17 protein-coding genes and 1 pseudogene are annotated in these 20,817 nt (G+C 62.1%); 7 read left to right on the top strand and 11 right to left on the bottom strand.

Annotated elements, in window-relative coordinates; genetic code table 11:
• Positions 1 to 79: 79 nt before the first annotated feature.
• Positions 80 to 1,303 (bottom strand): OprD family porin, encoded by a 1,224-nt coding sequence (locus BFQ04_RS13045; RefSeq protein ID WP_065951186.1) that lies wholly within the window; start codon positions 1,301 to 1,303, stop codon positions 80 to 82.
• 184 nt (positions 1,304 to 1,487) lie between these two features.
• On the opposite strand from BFQ04_RS13045, the gene BFQ04_RS13040 reads away from it, so the two are divergent.
• The 5 genes and pseudogenes from BFQ04_RS13040 (at position 1,488) to BFQ04_RS30410 (ending at position 7,854) form a co-directional block, all read left to right on the top strand.
• Entirely contained in the window at positions 1,488 to 2,384 is an 897-nt protein-coding gene (locus BFQ04_RS13040; RefSeq protein ID WP_065951185.1) for a LysR family transcriptional regulator, read from the top strand.
• A 107-nt stretch (positions 2,385 to 2,491) separates the two neighbouring features.
• Positions 2,492 to 3,919 (top strand): YfcC family protein, encoded by a 1,428-nt coding sequence (locus BFQ04_RS13035; RefSeq protein ID WP_065951184.1) that lies wholly within the window; start codon positions 2,492 to 2,494, stop codon positions 3,917 to 3,919.
• A gap of 19 nt (positions 3,920 to 3,938) precedes the next feature.
• Complete coding sequence (locus tag BFQ04_RS13030) at positions 3,939 to 5,768, top strand: CocE/NonD family hydrolase (protein WP_065951183.1); 1,830 nt, start codon at positions 3,939 to 3,941, stop codon at positions 5,766 to 5,768.
• Positions 5,769 to 5,934: 166 nt separating this feature from the next.
• Positions 5,935 to 6,951: pseudogene (locus BFQ04_RS30415) on the top strand (methyl-accepting chemotaxis protein); the annotation flags it as partial.
• A gap of 39 nt (positions 6,952 to 6,990) precedes the next feature.
• Positions 6,991 to 7,854, top strand: a complete 864-nt coding sequence (locus tag BFQ04_RS30410) for a methyl-accepting chemotaxis protein (protein WP_371914502.1) — start codon at positions 6,991 to 6,993, stop codon at positions 7,852 to 7,854.
• Positions 7,855 to 7,912: 58 nt separating this feature from the next.
• Here BFQ04_RS30410 and BFQ04_RS13020 read toward each other — a convergent pair whose 3' ends face one another.
• The 4 genes from BFQ04_RS13020 to BFQ04_RS13005 are packed head-to-tail and all read right to left on the bottom strand — an operon-like array spanning position 7,913 to position 11,998.
• Positions 7,913 to 8,281 carry a glyoxalase superfamily protein gene (locus tag BFQ04_RS13020; protein ID WP_065951181.1) on the bottom strand — a complete coding sequence of 123 codons (369 nt, stop codon included), beginning with the start codon at positions 8,279 to 8,281 and terminating at the stop codon, positions 7,913 to 7,915.
• 29 nt (positions 8,282 to 8,310) lie between these two features.
• Positions 8,311 to 9,774 carry an N-acyl-D-amino-acid deacylase family protein gene (locus tag BFQ04_RS13015; protein WP_065951180.1) on the bottom strand — a complete coding sequence of 488 codons (1,464 nt, stop codon included), beginning with the start codon at positions 9,772 to 9,774 and terminating at the stop codon, positions 8,311 to 8,313.
• 1 nt (position 9,775) lies between these two features.
• On the bottom strand, positions 9,776 to 10,636 hold the full coding sequence (locus BFQ04_RS13010; protein ID WP_065951179.1) for a MurR/RpiR family transcriptional regulator: 861 nt from the start codon (positions 10,634 to 10,636) through the stop codon (positions 9,776 to 9,778).
• Between the two features lie 12 nt (positions 10,637 to 10,648).
• On the bottom strand, positions 10,649 to 11,998 hold the full coding sequence (locus BFQ04_RS13005; RefSeq protein ID WP_175413282.1) for a GntT/GntP/DsdX family permease: 1,350 nt from the start codon (positions 11,996 to 11,998) through the stop codon (positions 10,649 to 10,651).
• 247 nt (positions 11,999 to 12,245) lie between these two features.
• On the opposite strand from BFQ04_RS13005, the gene BFQ04_RS13000 reads away from it, so the two are divergent.
• Positions 12,246 to 12,626, top strand: a complete 381-nt coding sequence (locus BFQ04_RS13000; protein ID WP_065951177.1) for a lysozyme inhibitor LprI family protein — start codon at positions 12,246 to 12,248, stop codon at positions 12,624 to 12,626.
• 11 nt (positions 12,627 to 12,637) lie between these two features.
• On the opposite strand, the gene BFQ04_RS12995 is transcribed toward BFQ04_RS13000, so the two are convergent.
• From BFQ04_RS12995 to BFQ04_RS12980, 4 genes are all read right to left on the bottom strand, one after another.
• Positions 12,638 to 14,083, bottom strand: a complete 1,446-nt coding sequence (locus tag BFQ04_RS12995) for a SulP family inorganic anion transporter (protein WP_065951176.1) — start codon at positions 14,081 to 14,083, stop codon at positions 12,638 to 12,640.
• Positions 14,084 to 14,269: 186 nt separating this feature from the next.
• On the bottom strand, positions 14,270 to 15,163 hold the full coding sequence (locus tag BFQ04_RS12990; RefSeq protein ID WP_065951175.1) for an NAD-dependent epimerase/dehydratase family protein: 894 nt from the start codon (positions 15,161 to 15,163) through the stop codon (positions 14,270 to 14,272).
• 103 nt (positions 15,164 to 15,266) lie between these two features.
• Complete coding sequence (locus BFQ04_RS12985) at positions 15,267 to 16,163, bottom strand: LysR family transcriptional regulator (RefSeq protein ID WP_065951174.1); 897 nt, start codon at positions 16,161 to 16,163, stop codon at positions 15,267 to 15,269.
• A 29-nt stretch (positions 16,164 to 16,192) separates the two neighbouring features.
• Positions 16,193 to 16,960, bottom strand: a complete 768-nt coding sequence (locus tag BFQ04_RS12980) for a sulfite exporter TauE/SafE family protein (protein WP_065951173.1) — start codon at positions 16,958 to 16,960, stop codon at positions 16,193 to 16,195.
• Positions 16,961 to 17,052: 92 nt separating this feature from the next.
• On the opposite strand from BFQ04_RS12980, the gene BFQ04_RS12975 reads away from it, so the two are divergent.
• The gene (locus BFQ04_RS12975) at positions 17,053 to 17,943 is read left to right on the top strand and encodes a LysR substrate-binding domain-containing protein (protein WP_065951172.1); all 891 of its coding nucleotides are present in this window, start codon (positions 17,053 to 17,055) and stop codon (positions 17,941 to 17,943) included.
• Here the strand turns inward: BFQ04_RS12975 and BFQ04_RS12970 are convergent.
• Positions 17,889 to 19,295, bottom strand: coding sequence for an amino acid permease (locus BFQ04_RS12970; protein WP_065951171.1), 1,407 nt, complete (start codon positions 19,293 to 19,295; stop codon positions 17,889 to 17,891). The two genes, BFQ04_RS12975 and BFQ04_RS12970, sit on opposite strands and share 55 nt — an antisense overlap.
• A 154-nt stretch (positions 19,296 to 19,449) precedes the next feature.
• The gene (gene kynU / locus BFQ04_RS12965) at positions 19,450 to 20,700 is read right to left on the bottom strand and encodes a kynureninase (protein WP_065951170.1); all 1,251 of its coding nucleotides are present in this window, start codon (positions 20,698 to 20,700) and stop codon (positions 19,450 to 19,452) included.
• Between the last annotated feature and the right edge of the window lie 117 nt (positions 20,701 to 20,817).

The following is a 20,817-nucleotide window of genomic DNA, read 5'->3' as shown; positions in this document are numbered from 1 at the left end:
CTGTTTACTGCGCCATCCAGAACTAAAAGGGCCCGCAGACTAGCACACAAGACCGGCCCATGATCAGCCCCCTCCCCGGCTACCAGAGCGCCAGGTCGTAGGTCAGGTACAACCGGTAGTTGTCCCGGTCACTGGCATAAGTCGAGCGATAAGTGGCCTTGCGCAACTCCACACCCAGGCCTTTGAAGGTGCTGTCCTGGACCACGTAGCGCAGATTCGTGTCGGACTCCCATTCCCGCGCCTCCCGTCCCTTGAACTCGCCGTTTTGCCCTTTGTAGTAACGGGTCATGAAACTCAAGCCCGGCAGTACCGCCGCGAAGTCATAGTCGTAGCGCAGCATCCAGGTGTGTTCCCCGGCCTGAATGAACTTGCCCACGCCGGCGTTACTGAAGGAATACACGGTCGAGACGCTGGCATACGGCAACGCCGTCTCGCCGCTGACTTTCTGATAGCCAACACCCAGCGCCTGCGCGCCCAGGCGGTAAGTGAACAGACCGCTGAACATATCACTGTCGACCTCGCCGTTACGCGCTTCACCCGCTTGGTTGCTGATGAAGTAGCGCAAGTCACTGGTCAGCGTGCCGCTACCCAGCGGCTGCTTATGCACCAGGCCAAAGAATTGCTGGCGATAGAATTGGCGCATTTCACCGTAGTACCAGGTGCCGCTGAGCTTCGGCGTAAACGCGTAGCTAGCGCCGGCAAAATCGAAATCACTCCCCTTTTTTCCGCTGTAGCCCTGGGGATAAATATCCACACTGTCAGTGGAGTTACGCAACTTGAATTTGTCCAGGTGCCCGGCGTGCAGGTACAGGTCGCGAAGGCCGGTGTATTGCACCTGGGTGCCCTGGAAGGTCTGCGGCAACAGGCGGCCATCGTTGTGCACCAGCAGCGGAATTTTCGGCAGTAACGTGCCGGTTTTCACCACCGCATCGCCCCAGCGCATTTTGGCCGTGACACCCAGGCTGGAAAATTCACTGGCCGCATGACCGTCGTCGTGCACGGGTAACAAGCCAGTACCGGCATGCGTCGGGCTGGAGTCCAGACGCAGGCCCGCCAGCCCCAAGGCATCCAGGCCAAAGCCCACGGCACCCTCGGTATAGCCTGACTGGAGGTTGAGCAGAAAACCCTGGGCCCATTCCTTGCGGTCTTCACCACCGTCGCGGTAACCGTCGTTGAAATAGACGTTACGCAAGGTCAATCGGCCATGGGAATCCTCCCAGAAACCCTGGGCCATCAAGGCCGGTGACAGGCTCGTCAGCAGCCCCGCCGAGACCATTCCTCCCTTCGTGAAAAACTCACGCATACACTCTTCCTCAATGCCATGTTGTGTTTTTTTATGGGCAGTTGCACCGCGCGCCAGGCTGGACGGCATGTCGCGTTGGAGAGGACACTAACGGCTCGTCGACAGCCCCACAACGTTATGCGAGAAGCGCATCAGGCTATGCGTGAAGCACCGGCCGCCCTTCCCAACCGACAGGAAAAACACGGTGAATCTCAAGCAACTCGAAGCCTTCAAGGCGATCATGTCCACGGGCTCGACCATCGGCGCCGCGACGCGCATGGGCCTCTCGCAATCGGCGGTCAGCCGCTTGCTGAGCCAGCTGGAAGAGCACTTGGGTTTTGCGTTGTTCCTGCGCAAGAAGGGCCGCCTGATGGCCACACCGGAAGCCGAGGAATTGCTCGCCGAAGTCGCCGGACTGGTGGATGGCATGCAGCGCATCCAGCGCCTGGCCGATGAAATGCGCGTAGGGCGCTCACGCAAAAGCCTGCTCAAGGTCGCAGTGCCCACCAGCATGACCCAGGAACTGTTGCCGCGCATCGTGGCGCAGTTTCTCAAGGGCCATGACGACACTGTCGTTGAGTTGTTGACCGGCTCCTACGACATGATCGAGCGTGCAGTGCTGGACCGTTCGGCCGACCTGGGTTTTGTGCGCCTGCCCACGCAAATCCCTGATTTCGATGTCGAGCCGGTGCTGCAAACCGAAGGTGTCTGTGTAATGCCCGCCGAGCATCCGTTGACCCGTCACGCCTGCATCGAAGTGCAGCACCTGCGCAACGTGCCGCTGGTGATGCTCGGCCGGCAACGGGCGCTGCGGGCCGAGCTGAACCAGGTGTTTCGTGCCGCCAACCTCACGCCGCAGGTGCGGGTCGAGGTGCACTCGGTCGGGGCTGCGTGCAGCTTCGTGGCCGAGGGCCTCGGGGTGTCGATCGTCAATGGTCTGCTGGCCAGCCACTTCCTGCATTTGCCCATCGTCACCCGTCCGTTTCGCCCGGCGCTGCCCTACGCATTCGGCCTGGCGTTTCGCGCCAATGAGCCCAGGTCGCAACGGGTGAACGCGTTTGCCGAACACCTCAAGCAGCGTCTGACCGCACAAAACGCATAGCCCAACCCACCTCACGCATAACATTGTCGTCGTAAAAACTTTGCCCTAGTGTCCGCCCCACACGTGTCACCCCTATAACAATAACGGCGCACGCCGGGGCCACCAGCATGAGCGAATCCCAGAGCATCCCTACCCAAGCAGCGGTGGGAAATACCACGCAACGCAAGCAGATCAATCCCGCCATCATCCTGCTGAGCATCGTCCTGCTCGCAGTGGCGTTTACCTACGCGGTGAACTCGGGCACGTTCCAGCGCCAGAATGGCCTGGTGATACCGGGCTCTTACCAGGTCCTGGAAAAGCACGATTCCCTGGGCCAACTGTTCGCCCTGGAGCCGCGCAAAGCCGGCGATAGCGTGGCCCGCCCGGTGTCCCTGGTGGAAGGTTTCATGGCCATTCCCCAAGGCATCGAGAAGCGTGCTGCGCTGATTTTCATGGTGCTGTTCATCGGCGGCATGTTCGGCGTGCTGAACAAGGCCGGGGTGATCGACGCCGGGCTGGAGCGCATGCTGGGTCTGACACGGGGCAATATCTATGTGCTGGTGCCGTGCCTGATGCTGGTGTTTTCCGCCGGCAGTACCTTCATGGGACTGGCCAAGGAATTTATCCTGATCGTGCCGTTGATGGTCGCCATGGCCAACCGGCTGGGGCTGTCGAACCTGATCGGGCTGGCCATCGTCACGATCTCGGTGAAGATCGGCTACCTGGCCTCAATCTCCAATCCGGTAGCGCTATCCGTCGCCCAGCCAATGGTCGGGCTACCGATCTTCAGTGGCCTGAGCATGCGCGTGCTTGCCTACTGCAGCGTCCTGCTGGTGGGAATCGCCTTCGTGCTGTGGAGCATTCGCAAGCACGGTTTCGATGCGACGGCGCAGATCACGTTCGAAAGTACACCGTTGCCCCTGCGCCATCTGATCAACCTGATCGTGCTGCTGACGGGTATCGCTTTGCTGGTCTACGCCTCCAACCGCTGGGGCTGGAAATACCATGAGCTGTCGGCGTTCTACCTGCTGCTGACGGTGGCCTTCAGTGTGATCGCCGGGCTCGGTGCGAGCGCTGCTGCCAGCGCCTTTGTCGATGGCATGAAGAAGGTGCTGATCGCCGGCGTCCTGATCGGCCTGGCCACCGCGGTGGAAATCATCCTCAGTACCGGCCAGGTACTGGACACAATCGTCAACAGCCTGGCCAACCTGGTGGGTGACCACGGTCCGATTGTGTCGGCCTACGGCATGTTCTTCGCGCAGTTGGGGCTGGATGTGCTGATCCCGTCCACCTCAGGCCAGGCGGCGGTGACCATGCCGATCTTCGGGCCCTTGGGCCAGCTGTCCGGCGTCAGCCCACAGACCACGGTGTTCGCATTCTTGATGGGCAATGGCCTGACCAACATGATCACCCCTACCTCCAGCGGCCTGCTGGTTCTATTGGCCACCGCCAATGTCGGCTGGGGCCAATGGGCGCGCTACATCCTGCCGCTGTTCCTGATCTACGCCGTGCTGGCGATGGCGTTGCTAGCCATTGCGGTGACGAGCGGGTACTGAATCGATGAGTGTTATCCCCATGCACATCCTGCGTAACCAAATGATCCCGATGCGTGACGGCATCCACCTGGCCACCGACATCTACTTGCCGGCGGCAGGCGGTGGACCGTTTCCGGTGGTGATCGAGCGCACGCCTTACGACAAGAGCAAACCCTCGCGCTCGGAAAAACAGCTCGACGGCCACCACCTCTCCCGCGAGCAAATGGCCGCACGGTTTACCGAGCAAGGCTTTGTCGCGATCTTCCAGGACTGCCGTGGCCGCTACGCCTCCGAAGGTAGGTTCATCAAGTACACCGCCGAGGGCGAAGACGGTTTCGACACCCTGGCCTGGATCGTCCAACAGCCCTGGTGCAACGGCAAGGTCGGCAGCATGGGCCTGTCCTACGCGGCCCACACGCAACTGGCGATGGCCTGCCTGCACCCACCGGGCCTGAGCAGCATGGTGCTGGACAGCGGCGGCTTCGCCAACGCCTACCAGTGCGGGATTCGCCAGGGCGGCGCCTTCGAGCTCAAACAGGCGACGTGGGCCTATCGCCAGGCCAAGGAAAGCCCGGCAGCCCTGGACGACCCGCTGATTCGCGAAGCGTTGGAGCAGGAAGATATTCATCAATGGTTCACACGTATGCCGTGGCAACCCGGGCAATCGCCCCTGCGCCATGTGCAGGAATATGAAGCCTACGTGCTGGAGCAGTGGGCCCAGGGCACCTTCAGCGAATATTGGCGACAGTCGGGAATTTACGCCGAAGGCCACTACGCGCAACTGCCCGATATCCCCGTGCTGTTCATGTCCAGCTGGTACGACGCCTACGTCAGCTCGACCCTGGCCAACTACCGCGCCTTCACACACAACCGTACGGCCCGCCAACGCCTGGTGATGGGCCCGTGGCTGCATGGCGACCGCAATATCAGCCACAGCGGCGATGTGGAATTCGGCCCGCAAGCTGCCTTTGACGGGCAGATCGATCAGGACTGGCTCAGTTGCCGCCTGGCCTGGTTCGAGCAATCCCTGAAGCCTTCGCCCCGCACCGCAACGGCCTGCGTGCAGGTGTTTGTGATGGGCGGCGGCAGCGGCCATCGCGACGAAAACGGGCGCCTGCACCATGGGGGCCGCTGGCTGCACACCACGCAATGGCCACTGCCCGGCAGCCAGACATTGACTCTCTACCTGAATGCACACAGGCAGTTGAGCCGCACGGCACCTGTCGAGGCTGACGCCCACTTGAGTTACCGTGCCGACCCGGCCCATCCGGTCCCGACCATCGGCGGCGCGCTGACCTCCGGCGCCCCTGTGTTTGCCGGCGGTGCCTTCGACCAACGGGAGCGTCCCGACTTTTTCGGCACCCTGGGGGATAACCGTCCCCTGGCCCAGCGTGATGACGTGCTGGTGTTCCAGACCGATCCCCTCGACGACGACCTGATCGTCGCCGGTGACGTGCAGATCGAACTGTGGATCGACAGCGACACGCCCGACACTGATTTCACCGCCAAGCTGGTGGACGTGTATCCGCCCAGTGCCGACTACCCCGAGGGCTTTGCGATGAACATCACCGACGGCATCCGCCGCTGCCGTTATCGCGACTCATGGGAACAGCCGACGGCCCTGACGCCGGGTGAGCGAGTAAAGGTGCTGATCGAGCCGTTCGCCACCTGCAACCTATTCAAGCGCGGCCATCGGTTGCGCCTGGATATCGCCAGCAGCAACTTTCCGCGTTTTGACGTCAACCCCAACAGCGGCGAGCCTTCTGGCCAGGCCAGCCACCCTCGGATTGCCCACAATAGTGTGCATCTGAGCCACGCCGCCGCCTCCTGCCTCCGGCTTACCGTGGTGCCCAACACCGCGCTGTCCTGAGCCCACTGAGTCGCCATTGCCCAAGGGTGATGGCGCCCCCACGTCGCCGAGCAAGAAAAGCACTTCAGAATTTTCCCTTGCCGCCGATACAGCCCTACACATCTTGGCTGGCTCAAACAACAACACACCGTCCAGCAGACAGACATCACTCTTCAAGGAGCTTTCGATGAACAGCTGGTTCGGTAACATCAGCGTCAATCTCAAACTCGGCCTGGGCTTCGGCCTGGTGCTCGTTCTCACCTCGATCCTGGCACTCACCGGCTGGACCAGCCTGGGCGGCTTGATCGACCGCAGCAACTGGATGAGCGACATCACCCAGCTCAATGCGTCGTTGACCAAACTGCGCATCGTGCGCCTGCAATACATGCTGGCCAACGGCGATGAAGCCGTGGCGCAGAACGTGCAAACCAGTCTCGACGCCTTCGCTGCCCAGCAACAAAAACTGCTGGACAGTTTCAAGAGCCCGGAAAACCTCAAGCTGCTCAATGAGCAGAAAGCGGTCATCACGGCCTATCAGCAGTCCCTGAACAAAATGCGCGAGGCCTACCGCAACGGCAACGCTGCGCGCGAGGTCATGGGCGACAAGGCCGACATCGCCAACGCGCAGATCAACGCACTGGACGCCAGCGTGCAGCAGATGCCCGACAGCCCGGAGCGTTTCGTACAGTTCCAGGCCGTGACCAATGCCAAGGAAGAGTTCCTGCTGGCGCGTTACGACGTCCGTGGTTACACCAACAACGTCAACGCAGAAAACGAAGCCCGTGCCGCCGCACAAATCGAGAAAGCCATCGCCGGCTTGAAAAGCCTCACTGCCGTCTTCGGCAGCAGCCAACAGACCGCGCTGGGCTCGCTGGAAACCGCACTGGGTGCCTATCGCAGCGCTGTACAAAGCTATAAAGCCGCCAACGCCAACATCGTGACCGCCCGCGCCGAAATGACCACCCAAGGCGCCGACATCGTCACCATCAGCGACAAGCTCTACGACATCCAGCTGGAACGCCGCGACGCCGAAAGCGCCCAGGCCCGCAGCCTGCAATTGATCAGCACGTTGCTGGCCCTGCTGGTGGGCATCATCGCGGCCCTGGTCATCACCCGCCAGATCACCCGCCCGCTGCAAGACACCCTGGCTGTCGTCGAGCGCATTGCCTCCGGCGACCTGAGCCACAATATCCAGGTTACCCGCCGTGATGAACTGGGCGTGCTGCAACAAGGCATCCAGCGCATGGGCACCACCTTGCGTGAACTGATCAGCGGGATTCGTGACGGCGTGACCCAGATCGCCAGCGCTGCCGAGGAGCTGTCAGCCGTTACCGAGCAGACCAGCGCCGGGGTCAACAGCCAGAAGATCGAGACCGACCAGGTCGCCACGGCGATGCACGAAATGACCGCCACCGTGCAGGAAGTGGCGCGTAACGCCGAACAGGCTTCCCTTGCAGCAGCCGAGGCCGATGGGCAAGCCCGCGCGGGCGACAAGGTGGTGGCAGAAGCCATCGCTCAGATCGAGCGCCTGGCCGCCGAAGTGGCACGCTCCACTGACGCCATGGCTCACTTGCAGCAAGAGAGCAACAAGATCGGCAGCGTAATGGACGTGATCAAGGCCGTCGCCGAGCAAACCAACCTGCTGGCCCTTAACGCTGCGATTGAAGCGGCACGGGCCGGTGAAGCCGGTCGCGGGTTTGCCGTGGTGGCCGACGAAGTGCGCGGGCTGGCCCAGCGTACGCAAAAATCCACCGAGGAAATCGAAGGCCTGGTTGCCGGTTTGCAGAACGGCACCCAGCAAGTGGCCAACGTGATGAACAATAGCCGCAGCCTCACCGACAGCAGCGTGGACCTCACGCGCAAGGCCGGTGTGTCGCTGGAAAACATCACCCGAACGGTGTCGAACATCCAGTCGATGAACCAGCAGATTGCAGCGGCCGCCGAACAGCAGAGCGCCGTGGCCGAAGAGATCAGCCGCAGCATCGTGAATGTGCGTGATGTGTCCGAGCAGACCGCTACGGCCAGTGATGAGACGGCCAAGTCGAGCGTAGAGCTGGCGCGGCTGGGTAGCCAGTTGCAACAGATGGTCAGCCATTTCCGGGTGTAAACAACAGAAAAGCTCGCCCCGGACGCAGCCCCAGTCACTGACTGGGGCTGCCATTCATTCAATCCTCCCCTTCCTCGACAAACACCACCCGATTCCCAAACGGGTCCTTGATGCTCATCTCCCGCGAGCCCCAAGGCGTGTCCTCTACATCAGGCTTTGCGTAACGGTAGTCCTTGGCCTGCAATTGCTGCTGGTAAGCGTCTATTCCTTGGGCCTGGATCCGCACCGCAGCGCCCGGCGACGCATCGCCATGATGCTCGGACAGATGCAATACGCACTCACCCAGCGACACCTGCAGGTACAACGGAAAATTGGCCTCGAAGCGATGCTGCCAATCGACCTTGAACCCCAGGAAGCCGACATAGAATTCCAGCGCCTTGGCCTCGTCGAACATCCGCAGAATGGGGGTGACTTTTCCTAAGTGCATCGCAATCGCTCCATGTTCGAAAGCAGCCACTATAGTGGTGAAAAGCCCCGACGCAAATCCCCGTTACGCGCCAGGAACCGGCCCGCTCGTTGGCCGTTCGCCTGCCCTGCGCTGTAGCTCAACACCCCGTTGACCCACACCCCCTCTATCCCTTCGGCTGCACGCTGCGGCGTCTTGAAATCCGCCATATCGCGCACCCGCAACGGGTCGAACAACACCAGGTCGGCCCAGTGCCCTTCACGGATTTCGCCGCGTTCTGCCAGGCCGAAGCGTGCCGCAGAGAGCCCGGTCATTTTGTGCACTGCGGTGTGCAACGGGAACAATCCGACATCGCGACTGAAATGTCCCAGCACCCGCGGGAACGCGCCCCACAATCGGGGATGGGGAAACGGGTCTTCCGGCAACCCGTCGGAACCCACCATTGACAGCGGATGCGCAAGGATACGGCGCACATCCGCCTCATCCATTCCGTAATACACCGCACCGGCTGGTTGCAGGCGGCGAGCGGCGTCCATCAGCGCAATGCCCCACTCGGCGGCAATGTCCTGCAAGTCACGTCCACCCATTTCAGGATGGGGTGTGGACCAGGTGATGGTGATGCGGAACGCGTCAGTGACCTGCTTGAGGTCCAGCGTCGACGAACTGGCGGCATAGGGATAACAATCACAGCCCACCGGATGGGTTTTCGCCGCGGCCTCAAGCGACGCCAACAATTGCGGGCTGCGCCCCCAGTTCCCCGCACCGGCGCACTTGAGGTGAGAAATAATCACGGGCGCCCTGGCACGTCGGCCGATCAGAAACGCTTCGTCCATCGCGTCCAGTACCGGCTCGAACTCACTGCGCAAATGCGTGGTGTACACCGCGCCATAAGCCGTCAGCTCTTCGCTCAGTTGCAGCACCTCATCGGTCTCTGCATTGACTGCGCTGGCGTAGGCAAGGCCAGTGGATAAACCCAGGGCACCGGCGTCGAGACTCTCCTGCAACTGCATGCGCATGGCCGCGATTTCATGCGCTGTGGCCGTGCGGTGCAGGTCGTCCATATGATTACTGCGCAGTGCCGTGTGGCCGATCAGTGCGGCGACATTGACTGCGGGGTGGGCGCGTTCAACCGCCGCGCGATAATCGATAAAGCGCGGGTAGGCAAAAGCCTCGGCATTGCCCAACAGGTTCATCGGATCGGGTGGATTGCCACGCAGGCTCACAGGTGAAGCGCTGATGCCACAGTTGCCGACAATCACCGTGGTCACGCCCTGGCTGAGCTTGGGCAGCATCTGCGGGTGGCGGATCACCACGGTGTCGTCGTGGGTGTGCACATCGACAAAGCCCGGCGCCAGTACATAGCCGGTGGCGTCAACTTCATGCACGGCCGTCGCCGCCGACAGGTCGCCGATCGTCTCGATACGCCCGTTGCGCAACCCCACGTCGGCGAGGTACCCAGGCGTGTCACCGCCATCAATGATCAGCGCCTGGCGAATCAGCGTGTCGTACGTCATTTCAGTCTCCAAGCGGCAGGCTGTCAGGGCCGCCGCGATAATCGTCCAGGGCGAGTTTGATCCGGCGCAGGCGTTCCTGGTTGGCGTCGGGCATGGCCAGCGCCAGCTCGGTGGCCAGCAGGTCGATGGCCAGCAGCATGCCGTAGCGCGCAGCCGTAGGCTTGTAGATAAAATGGGTTTCAGCCGGTTGCAGCGGCAGCAGCACGTCCGCCAGCCCGGCCAGCGGCGAATCGGCCAGGGTGATGGCGACAACGCGCGCGTCGTAGTTGCGCGCCAGTGTCACCACATCCAACAGTTCGGGGGTAAGTCCGCTCAGCGAGCAGACGATCAGCGCCTGTTCCGGCCCCAGGGTCGCGGCCGTCACCCGCATCATCACCGGGTCGTGGCAGGCCGCAATCGGATAGCCCAGGCGCACCAGCCGCACCTGCAATTCATCGCTGCACAGGCTCGACGGGCCGCCCATGCCGAACGCGTGGATCATCCGCGCCTTGCCCAGCAGGCTCACCGCATCGACAAAGCTGTGCTGATTGAAGCCAGCCAGGTGCTGGCGCAACGTCGCTTCGATATCACCGAGAATCTGCCGATGAAACGCCGACTGTTCCGGCAGCCCGGCCGGGTCCAGGAAGCGGCTGCCAACCCCGCTGGCCTGGGCCAACTGCAGCCGCAGGTCACGCAAATCGCGACAACCGACACTGCGGGCAAAGCGCGACAAGGTGGCGGTACTGACCTCAGCCCGTTGCGACAGTTCTTCCAGGCTGGCCGACGCGGCAAAGCCCACGTCGTCGAGCATCAGCCTGGCGATACGCCCTTCGCCGGCGCTGAAGGAATCCTGGCGGGCGCGGATCTGGTAGAGGATGTCCATGGCGGTTCCCGGTTACAAAAGGCAGGACAGACCGTAGGTCAGACCGAAGGCCACCACCGAAATCAGGGTTTCCAGCACGGTCCAGGTCTTGAAGGTCTGGATCACCGTCATATTGAAGTATTCCTTGATCAGCCAGAAGCCGCCGTCGTTGACGTGGGAAAAGATCACCGAACCCGCACCGGTCGCCAATACCAGCAATTCAGGGTGTGGATAACCCATGCCCAGGGCGACCGGGGCCACAACACCGGACGCCGTGGTCATCGCCACCGTGGCCGAGCCCGTGGCGATACGCATCAGCGCGGCGAACAACCAGCCCATCACCAGTGGCGACAGCTGGAATGCATGGGCCAGGCCGAGGATTTCGTTTGTGACGCCGGCATCCACCAGGATGCGATTCAAGCCACCGCCCGCCCCCACCAGCAGCGTGATGCTTGCCGTGGGCGCCAGGCATTCATTGGTGAACTTGAGGATCGACTCACGGTTGAAGCCCTGGGCCAGGCCCAGCGTCCAGAAACTTACCAGGGTCGCCACCAGCAGTGCGATCACTGAGTTGCCGATAAATAACAGGAACTGGTTGAAGCCGGTGCCTGGCGTGGAAATCACATTGGCCCAACCGCCAATCATCATCAGCACGACCGGCAACAGGATGGTGCCCATGGTCAGCGCGAAGCTCGGCAAACGGGTACGCGGTTCGCGCTCGATAAACTGGCGTTCCAGCGGGTTTTCCGCCGGCAGGTGAATGTGCGGCACGATGAACCTGGCATAGACCGGGCCGGCGATGATCGCCGTAGGAATACCGATCAGGATCGCATACAGCACGGTCTGCCCGACCGAGGCGTTATACGCCAGCACCGCCATCATCGCCGCCGGGTGCGGCGGCACCAGCGCATGCACCACCGACAGGCCGGCGACCATCGGCAGGCCGACCATCAGGATCGACACGCCCACGCGCCGCGCCACGGTAAAGGCGATCGGCACCAGCAAAACGAATCCCACCTCGAAAAACAGCGGCAGCCCCACCAGGAACGCGATGCAGACCATGGCCCAGTGGGCGTTGCGCTCGCCGAAACGGTTGATCAACGTACGTGCCACCTGCTCCGCGCCACCGGACTCGGCCATCATCTTGCCGAGCATGGTGCCCAGCGCCACGACCAGGGCGATATGCCCCAGGGTCTTGCCGACGCCCGCCTCGTAAGAGCCCATGATGGTGTCCGCCGGCATCCCGGCCATCAGCGCCAGGCCAATGGACACCAGGGTGATGACGATAAACGGATTGAGCCGGTAACGTGCAATCAGCACGATCAAAGCAATGATGGCGATGGCGGCGTATGCCAATAGCCCGAAGCCCGGTGATGCGGCCATGCGGTACTCCTCGGAAAGGGTCACGTCGAATAGGTTGTGAAACTCATAAATCATTACCAAGGTGAGTTTTCAATTTTTATGAAAGTAATTACCGCGCAGGGATAAGCGCTGTCGCAGTGGGATATGCCCGACGCGGCCGCATGAAAATTCAGGGGGTGTTCTTACATGACCTTCGGATAAAGGCTGGAAACTCAACGTGCACGGTCGAGTCATACACTGCACACCCATCGATGCCAGGAACACACTGATGATTCGCACGACACTCGCCGCCGGCGCCCTGCTTCTTGCCCTCTGCGGCACTGCTGCCGCCGCCGATAACCCGGCGCTGAATAAATGCATGGACAGCGCAGACACCACCGCCGACATGGTCGGCTGCAACGTCAAGGAGGCCAAGGTGCAGGATGCGCGGCTGAATAAGGCTTACAAGACCGCGCTGGCCGCCCAGGAAGGCAACCGCAAGCAGCAACTGCAGGATCTGCAACGACTGTGGATCAAATACCGCGACGCCAATTGCGCCTTTGCGGGCAGCGCCACCGGCGGCACCATTGATCAGGTCAACGGTTCCGGCTGTGTGCTGGACATGACCCAGACCCGTGCGCAGGAACTCGAAAACCTGGTCGGGCCATAGGCTGCTGCAGGTCAGTCGTGCTGAACCCTGGCGCGCTTGAGCAGTTTCTTGCAGCGCTCCGAGAGGTGCAGCACGCGCAAATGCTTGCCCGCTTTGCTGTAGCGCTCGCGCAGGGTCATCAGCGCGGCAATCGCTGAATAATCGACGAAGCTCAGGTGACGGCAATCGAGCGTCACCTGGGCCGGGTCGTTGGCCGGGTCGAATTGATTCAGGAACGGCGTGGTCGAGGCAAAGAACAAGGTGCCGTGCAGGCGATACAGTTTGCTGCCGTCGGCTTCCAGGTGTTCATCGGCATACAGCTCGCGGGCCTGTTGCCAGGCGAAATTCAGCGCAGCGATCACGATACCGCACAGCACAGCGGTCGCCAGGTCGGTGAACACGGTGATGACCGTCACCGCGATGATCACCAGCACGTCATTGAGCGGCACCTTGTTGATCACCCGCAACGACGCCCAGGCGAACGTCTGCTGGGACACCACGAACATCACCCCCACCAGGGCCGCCAGCGGAATCCGCTCGATCAGCGGCGACAGAAACAGAATGAACAGCAGGATCATCACCCCGGCAAACACGCCGGAGAATCGCCCACGTCCGCCGGAACTGAGGTTGATCACGGTTTGCCCGATCATCGCGCAACCGCCCATGCCGCCGAACAGGCCCGAGACCATATTCGCAGCGCCCAGGGCCACGCTTTCGCGGTCGGGGTAGCCACGGGTTTCGGTGATTTCGTCGGTGAGGTTGAGGGTCAGCAGGGTTTCCAGCAGGCCGACCATTGCCATCAGGAACGCATACGGCGCGATGATCCCAAGGGTTTCCAGGGTCCAGGGGAGCTGCGGCAGCGCGAAGGTCGGCAGGCCGCCTGCGATGTGCGCCATATCGCCGAGGGTGCGGGTGGGCAAGCCGAGCAGGTACACGGCCAGGCCTACGCCGAGGATCGCCACCAGGGCGGGCGGCACGGCGCGGGTCAGGCGTGGCAGCAGGTAGACGATGGCCATGGTGACCGCGACCAGCCCGACCATCACGTACAGCGGTGTACCGCTGAGCCAGGCTTCACCGCTTTTGAAGTGCTCCAACTGCGCCAGCGCAATGATAATCGCCAGGCCGTTGACGAACCCCAGCATCACCGGGTGGGGCACCATGCGCACCAGCTTGCCCAGGCGCAGCAGGCCGAAGGCGACCATGATCAACCCGCCCAGCAACACGGTCGCCAGCAGATACTCCACGCCGTGTTGCACCACCAGCGCCACGATCACCACCGCCATGGAACCGGCCGCACCGGACACCATGCCGGGCCGGCCGCCGAACAACGCGGTGAGGGTGCAAATGATAAAAGCGCCGTAGAGCCCCATCAACGGGTTGAGATGGGCCACCAGGGCGAAGGCGATGCATTCGGGCAGCAATGCAAATGACGTGGTGAGGCCGGCCAGGGCGTCGGCGCGCAGACGGGTGAGGTTCATGGAGTACCAGGGAGTTGCGGGGGATAAGGCGGGGAATGGTACGGAATTGAGCGGCGCGGGGCTAGCCTTTGGGACCGAGGCGCGGCCATCGGGGGCAAGCCCCCTCCCACACTCTGAATGTATTCACAGTTCAAAGGTGGGAGGGGGCTTGCCCCCGAGTGGCCTCACCTCGGTATCAAGCGAACATCACACCATCTCGTTGCGAATCCACTCCACCACCGACGTACGCTTGGGCACCCAGCCCAGCCGTTCACGGGCCTGTTTGCCGCGTACCCGGCTGTTGGAGCCCAGCCCGTAGTTGGCCATTTCATACCCCCACTCGGCCTCAGCCTCAGCCAATGGCCAATCCTGCGGCTCACCGAGGTTCAGCGCCTGGGCAATCGCAGTGGTCATGTCGATAAAGGCCGCTTCGCTGCTTTCCACGAAGTAGAACGTGCCCGGCACATTCTTCGTCAGCGCCAGCAGGTACAGCGCAACCACGTCTTCGATATGCACGTTGGACCAGATGTTCTGCCCCGGCCCCACATGGCGTACCACACCACTTTTGCGGGCCTGCTTGAGCAAGCGCGGCAATTGCACGCTGTCACGCTTCACGCCCAGGCTGTGACCGTAGATCAGGGTGTTACAGATCACCGCCGAATTCACACCCTCCCTGGCGGCGGCCAGGATCAGGTTATCGATCGCCACGCGAGCGGCCTTGTCGGCGGTCGGCTCCGGCAGATGGTCCTCGAAGTAAATGACATCACTGGCCTTGCCGCCCGACGCGTCGCCGACGATGCTCGAGCCGCTGGTGTGCAGGAACGGCTTGTGGGAGCCTTTCAAGGCAGCCAGCAGGGTTTCGACGCCAGCGCGGTGGTCGCTGCTGGCGGCATTGATCACTGCATCGGCGTGCTGCGCCTGTTCGGTCAATATCACCGCGTCATCGAGGGTGCCGATCACTGGGGTAATGCCCAGTGCCGTCATTTCAGCGGCTTGCTCGGCGCTGCGCACCAGACCGGTGACGGCGTGCCCGGCCTTGACCAGACCGGTGGCGATGGAGCCGCCGATAAAACCGGCGGCGCCGGTAACGAATACATTCATGGAGAGTGCTCCTGGCTGGGTAAGGGATGAGCCCAGTATCCAGCAGCCCCCGGCGGCGAATAACCCCGTGTTGCCCAATTCACTCTTGCGCGGCAGTCACGAATCAGCCGGCGTAACGTGCCAGCTTGGTCTGGATAAAGTCCAGGAAGCATTGGATACGCAACGCCAGTTGGGAGTTGCGGTAGTACACCGCATGGATCGGCTGGCGGTAGCCACTGTTGAAGGTGTCCAGGAGTGGGACCAGGCGCCCGGCATCGATGTCTTGATGGGTCATGAAGTTGGACAGGCAGCAAATGCCCTGCCCCTGCAATGCCAGGTGGCGCACGGTTTCACCACTGGACGCGGCAACGCCCGGCTGGATCAGCCAGCGGTCACCTTCGGCATGGCGCAGCGGCCAATGGTTGAGGGTGTCGGTGTGGCTGAAACCCAGCAGCGTGTGCTCGGCCAATTCGGCGACCGTGGTCGGCGTGCCATGTTGCCTGAGGTATTCGGCGCTGGCCAGGATGTGCAGCGGCGTGCTGCCCAGCGCACGGGCATGCAGGGTGGAGTCGGCCAGGGTGCCGATACGAATCGCAATGTCGGTGCTTTGCTCAAGCAGGTCGATGATCAGGTCGTCGCTGTTCAGCTCCAATTGGATGTCCGGGTACAGACGACGAAATTCGCCAATATAGGGCATGATTGCGTGCAGCATGAACGGCACCGCCGCATTGATACGCAGTCGCCCGGCCGGTTTTTTCTGGCGTGACGACAGACGCTCTTCCAGCGCCTCCATTTGCGCCAGGATCACCTTGGCCTGCTCGAAGAAGTACCGGCCCTCCTCGGTCAGGTCCATGCGCCGCGTGGTGCGGTTGATCAGGGTGGTGTCGAGCTTGGCCTCCAGGCGCGACAAGGTACGGCTGACCGCCGACGGCGTCTGCCCGACCTGCTCGGCGGCGGCGGAAATCGAGCCGCACTCGATTACGCTGACAAAGATCTGGAGTTCATCGGATCGGGCTTTCACGGGCTGTCCTGGTTATCGGCTCGGGCTCATTATTGACCACTGAGCAACAAATGGCCTCCCAATAGCGCCATCCCGCCGAAAAATCCCCGCTTGAACCACAGCGCGCTGATGCGCTGGCGCACCACCTGGCCCAACCACATCCCCAGCAATGCCGGCACCAGCGCCAACAACGATGCGCCGATTTCACCGCCACCGAGCGCGCCGCGCCAGGCCAGCCCGCCGGCCAGGGCCAGGGTCGATACGCTGAACGACAGCCCCAGCGCCTGCACCAGTTGATCGCGGCTCAAGCTTAATGCCTGCAGGTAGGGCACTGCGGGAATCACGAACACGCCGGTAGCTGCAGTGATGACGCCTGTGACAACCCCGCACAACGGGCCCAGCCAGCGCTCGGTTCGGGGTTGCACCGTGAAGGTCGGCAGGAATAATCCACTCAGCGCATACACCAGTAACGCCGCGCCCAACGCGCGTACCACCCACGGCCCACCGTCCATGCCCAGCCACAGCGTGCCCAGCCCGGCGCCGAAGACAATCAGCAGCAACATCGGCCACAGGCGCTTGAGCAAGGTACTCAGGTGACCGCCCAACGCCAGTTGCCAGAGATTGGTGACCGTCGAAGGGATGATCAGTAACGCCGCAGCCTGTGCCGGCAACATAGCCAGGCCGAGCATGCCCATGGCCACCGTGGGCAGGCCGAGACCAATCACGCCCTTGACCGTGCCGGCCAGCAGGAACGTGGCGATCACCAGCAATGTCAGGGCTGGGCCGAGGGTTTGGTAGAACGTCAGGACAGTCATCATGCCGAAAGTGTGCAGTTTTGCCGAGCGGTTGAAAATTCGCCATATACTGAGGCAGCCTCTTGTTTTGGATGAGGCTGAGGAAATCTTGAGCCATGCACTTTGACCTGATCGACCTGCGCCTCTACCTGCACATCCTCGACACCGGCAACATCACCGCCGGCGCCGCCCGCAGCCATTTATCCCTGGCCGCCGCCAGTGCGCGCATTCGGGCGATGGAGGCCTCGATGGGCATCGAACTCCTGGAGCGTGGCCGCCGTGGCGTCGCTCCGACACCTGCCGGCAAAGCCCTGGGCCGACACGCCCGCCTGCTGCTGCAACAGGCCGAGCATCTGCAACAAGACCTGGCGGAATACGCCAAGGGCGTCAAAGGCCAGGTGCGCCTGCTGTGCAATACCACCGCGCTGAGCGAATATTTGCCGGAGCTGCTGGCCGACTTTCTGCGCGAACATCCCAACCTCGATATCGACCTGCAGGAGTTGCCCAGCCTGCGCATTATCCAGGCCTTGCGCCAAGGCACAGCCGACCTGGGAATTATCTCCGATGCAGTGGATACCCACGGCTTGCAGAAACTGGCATTTCGCGACGATCCGTTGGTGCTGATCATGCCCCTCGACCATCCGTTGAAAACCGCGAATTTCATCGACAGCCTGCAATACGACTACGTAGGTCTGCCAGCCAATAGCGCGCTGGCGGTGTACCTGGAGGAACAGGCCTTGCACGCAGGCTATCGCCTGCAAACGCGCATCCGCGCCGAGGGTTTCGATGGGGTGATCCGCATGGTCGCCCGTGGCGCGGGCCTGGGCATCGTGCCCCAGGCCGCCCTGGACCGCAGGCCGCAGGAAGGTCGCATCAAGGCCCGGCCCCTCAAGGAGGACTGGGCCTGTCGCCAACTGTTGCTCTGCGCGCGCTCGTTCGAACACCTGCCGGGTTATGCCAGGGCCTTGTTCGATGCCTTGGCCCTGCCCTTGCGGAAAAACCCGTAATACACCGCGCTCAGGATCAGCAGGAACGGCACGCCAAACACCAGGGTCATCTTGAACGCGTCAGTGAAATACGTGGTGATCATCACCGCGCCCATCAGCACCAGCCCCAGCAAGGTGCTGTACGGAAACAGGCGCAGCTCGAAGGACAGCTTCGGCCCGCCATGACGCTTGCGGTAGCGCCGGAAAAACAGGTGCGTGAGGAAGATCATGAACCAGGTGAAAATCGCCCCGAACATCGAGATCGCCATCATCAGCGTGAACGAACTTTCCGGGTACACCACGTTGAGCAGGGTCGCCAATGCGATACCGGAGCTGGACAGCAGCAAAGCATTGAGCGGGATGCCGCTGTTGCTCAACGCGCCCATGGACCTGGGCGCAAAACCTGCGCGGGACAGGCTGAACATCATGCGCGTGGTGATGTAGAGCTGGCTGTTCATCGCCGACAGCGCCGCGATCAGAATCACGAAATTCATCACCCCGGTGGCGCCGGGAATACCGATGGTCTGCATCACCGTGACGAACGGGCTCTGGGCCTGACCCGCCTGGTTCCACGGCACGATGGCGAGCATCAATGCCAGGGTCAGCAGGTAGAAGACCACCAGGCGCACAATGGTCGCGCGAAAGGCTTTCTTCACTGCCCGCTCCGGATCGGCTGCTTCACCGGCAGCCACTGCGATCATCTCCACACTCAAGTAGCTGAAGATCGACACGATCACCGCGATCCACATACCGCTCACCCCATGGGGAAAAAACCCCTCATGAGCGGTGTAGTTCTGCACGCCATACTCCGGGTTGCCCGAGCCGAACACCACGTACACCGCCAGGATGATGAAGCCGACAATCGCGCTGATCTTGAGGGTGGAGAACCCGTATTCGAAGTTGCCAAACGTCTTCACGCTGATCGCATTGAGCAGGATCAACACGCTGGAGAACGACACGATCCATATCCATTCCGGCACGTTGGCGAACCAGTACTTCATGTACATCGCCACCGCCGTCACCTCGGCCCCGACTGCCAGCACGATCGCCGCCCAGTAGGCATAACGCACCAGGAAACCGGCCAGCGGGCCGATGTAAAACTCGGCATAGGCGCCAAAAGAGCCGGAGGTGGAATGGGCCACCGTCATCTCTGCCAGGCACCCCATCAATATCAGCGTAATCAACGCACCGATGGCGTAGCTGAGCAACACACTGGGCCCGGCATAGCCAATCGCGTAGGCGCTGCCCATGAACAGCCCGGTACCAATGGCGCCGCCGATGGCGATCATGCTCATTTGCGCGGAAGTGAGCTGGCGTTTGAGGCCCAGTTCGCGGTGGGTGATTTCTGCAAAGCCGTTGTCTGGCGTGGTCACGTGGCGTGCCCCTTTATTATTGTGATTGCTGCTGTTGTCACAGATCCCCTGTGGGAGGGGGCTTGCCCCCGATGGCGGTGTATCAGTAACAGATAAAACACTGACACCCTGCTATCGGGGGCAAGCCCCCTCCCACATTGGTTTTGTGGTGCTATCAGGTCACGCTGTTACGCACCTTGAATTGCGGCTGGTCCCAGGTGGTGTTGTCGAGAATGTCACCGAGGATTTCCACCGCGTCCCAGACGTCGGTGAAGCTGGTGTACAGCGGGGTAAAACCGAATCGCATGATGCGCGGCTCACGGTAGTCACCGATCACGCCCCGGGCGATCAGCGCCTGGATCACCGCATACCCTTCAGGGTGTTCGAAACTCACATGACTGCCGCGCCTGGCGTGTTCACGGGGGGTGATCAGCTTCAAGCCATGGACGGCGCAGCGTGCTTCGACCCGCTCGATAAACAGATCGGTCAACGCCAGGGATTTAGCGCGCAGGCTGGCCATATCCGTCTGTTCAAATATCTCCAGCCCGCATTCCACCATGGCCAGCGAGGTGATCGGCTGGGTGCCGCACAGGTAGCGGGCGATGCCGGCGCTCGGCGCGTAGTTCGATTCCATCGCAAATTGACGGGTATGCCCGAACCAGCCCGACAGCGGCTGGCGCACCAGGTCCACCAACGCCGGGCTGACCCACACGAACGCCTGGGAGCCCGGGCCGCCATTGAGGTATTTGTAGGTGCAGCCAATCGCATAATCGGCCCCGGCCGCGTGCAGGTCGATGGGCACCGCACCGGCCGAATGCGCCAGGTCCCAGAGGCTCAACGCGCCGCACTCATGGCTCAAGGCGGTGAGTGCGTGCATGTCATACATATAGCCGGTCTTGTAGTTGACATGGGTGAGCATCACCACCGCCACATCCTGGTCGATGGCGCGGGGCAGTTCGTCCGGGCTGTTGACCAAGCGCAGGGTGTAACCCTGTTGCAGCAGCTCGGCGAGGCCCTCGGCGATGTACAGGTCGGTGGGAAAATTGCTCGCTTCGCTGACGATCACTTTGCGCGCCGGTACACGCTCGCGCTGTACGCTCAGCGCGGCGCTGAGCACCTTGAACAGGTTGATGGACGTGGTGTCGGTAACCGCCACTTCGCCCTCGCCTGCGCCGATCAGCGGTGCCAGGCGATTGCCCAGGCGCAGGGACAGGTCCGCCCAACCGGCGCTGTTCCAGCTGCGAATCAGGCCGTTGCCCCACTCTTGGGCGATCACCTGTTGCGCCCGCGCCAGCGAGGCCACCGGACGCGCGCCGAGGGAGTTGCCGTCAAGGTAGATGACGCCCTCAGGCAGGGCGAACTGAGCGCGCAAAGGCGCCAGCGGGTCCTGGGCGTCGAGGGCTTGGCAATGGCTTAGGGTGGTCATGGTCTGTCCTGGTTTTTATAAGAGAAGATGGAGCAAATAATGAACGAAGCTTTAGAGAATTTTCGTGCAAAGTGGTAGGTGAAGCGCTATTTAAGCTGTAGGAAATTCGAATTTAAC

The sequence above is a fragment of the Pseudomonas sp. 37 R 15 genome, from assembly GCF_900004865.1.
Classification (GTDB): domain Bacteria; phylum Pseudomonadota; class Gammaproteobacteria; order Pseudomonadales; family Pseudomonadaceae; genus Aquipseudomonas; species Aquipseudomonas fluorescens_AM.
The sequence above is the reverse complement of the archived record's forward strand: the minus strand, read 5'-3'. Positions and strand labels throughout refer to the sequence as shown.

What these genes read in the sequence shown, in the direction of transcription:
- BFQ04_RS12975 (WP_065951172.1), top strand. Translation starts at nt 17,053, where the DNA reads ATGCACTTTGACCTGATCGACCTGCGCCTCTACCTGCACATCCTCGAC.
- BFQ04_RS13010 (WP_065951179.1), bottom strand. Translation starts at nt 10,636, where the DNA reads ATGGACATCCTCTACCAGATCCGCGCCCGCCAGGATTCCTTCAGCGCC.
- kynU (WP_065951170.1), bottom strand. Translation starts at nt 20,700, where the DNA reads ATGACCACCCTAAGCCATTGCCAAGCCCTCGACGCCCAGGACCCGCTG.
- BFQ04_RS13015 (WP_065951180.1), bottom strand. Translation starts at nt 9,774, where the DNA reads ATGACGTACGACACGCTGATTCGCCAGGCGCTGATCATTGATGGCGGT.
- BFQ04_RS12980 (WP_065951173.1), bottom strand. Translation starts at nt 16,960, where the DNA reads ATGATGACTGTCCTGACGTTCTACCAAACCCTCGGCCCAGCCCTGACA.
- BFQ04_RS12990 (WP_065951175.1), bottom strand. Translation starts at nt 15,163, where the DNA reads ATGAATGTATTCGTTACCGGCGCCGCCGGTTTTATCGGCGGCTCCATC.
- BFQ04_RS13030 (WP_065951183.1), top strand. Translation starts at nt 3,939, where the DNA reads ATGCACATCCTGCGTAACCAAATGATCCCGATGCGTGACGGCATCCAC.
- BFQ04_RS13035 (WP_065951184.1), top strand. Translation starts at nt 2,492, where the DNA reads ATGAGCGAATCCCAGAGCATCCCTACCCAAGCAGCGGTGGGAAATACC.
- BFQ04_RS13045 (WP_065951186.1), bottom strand. Translation starts at nt 1,303, where the DNA reads ATGCGTGAGTTTTTCACGAAGGGAGGAATGGTCTCGGCGGGGCTGCTG.
- BFQ04_RS13020 (WP_065951181.1), bottom strand. Translation starts at nt 8,281, where the DNA reads ATGCACTTAGGAAAAGTCACCCCCATTCTGCGGATGTTCGACGAGGCC.
- BFQ04_RS12995 (WP_065951176.1), bottom strand. Translation starts at nt 14,083, where the DNA reads ATGAACCTCACCCGTCTGCGCGCCGACGCCCTGGCCGGCCTCACCACG.
- BFQ04_RS13000 (WP_065951177.1), top strand. Translation starts at nt 12,246, where the DNA reads ATGATTCGCACGACACTCGCCGCCGGCGCCCTGCTTCTTGCCCTCTGC.
- BFQ04_RS13005 (WP_175413282.1), bottom strand. Translation starts at nt 11,998, where the DNA reads ATGGCCGCATCACCGGGCTTCGGGCTATTGGCATACGCCGCCATCGCC.
- BFQ04_RS30410 (WP_371914502.1), top strand. Translation starts at nt 6,991, where the DNA reads ATGGGCACCACCTTGCGTGAACTGATCAGCGGGATTCGTGACGGCGTG.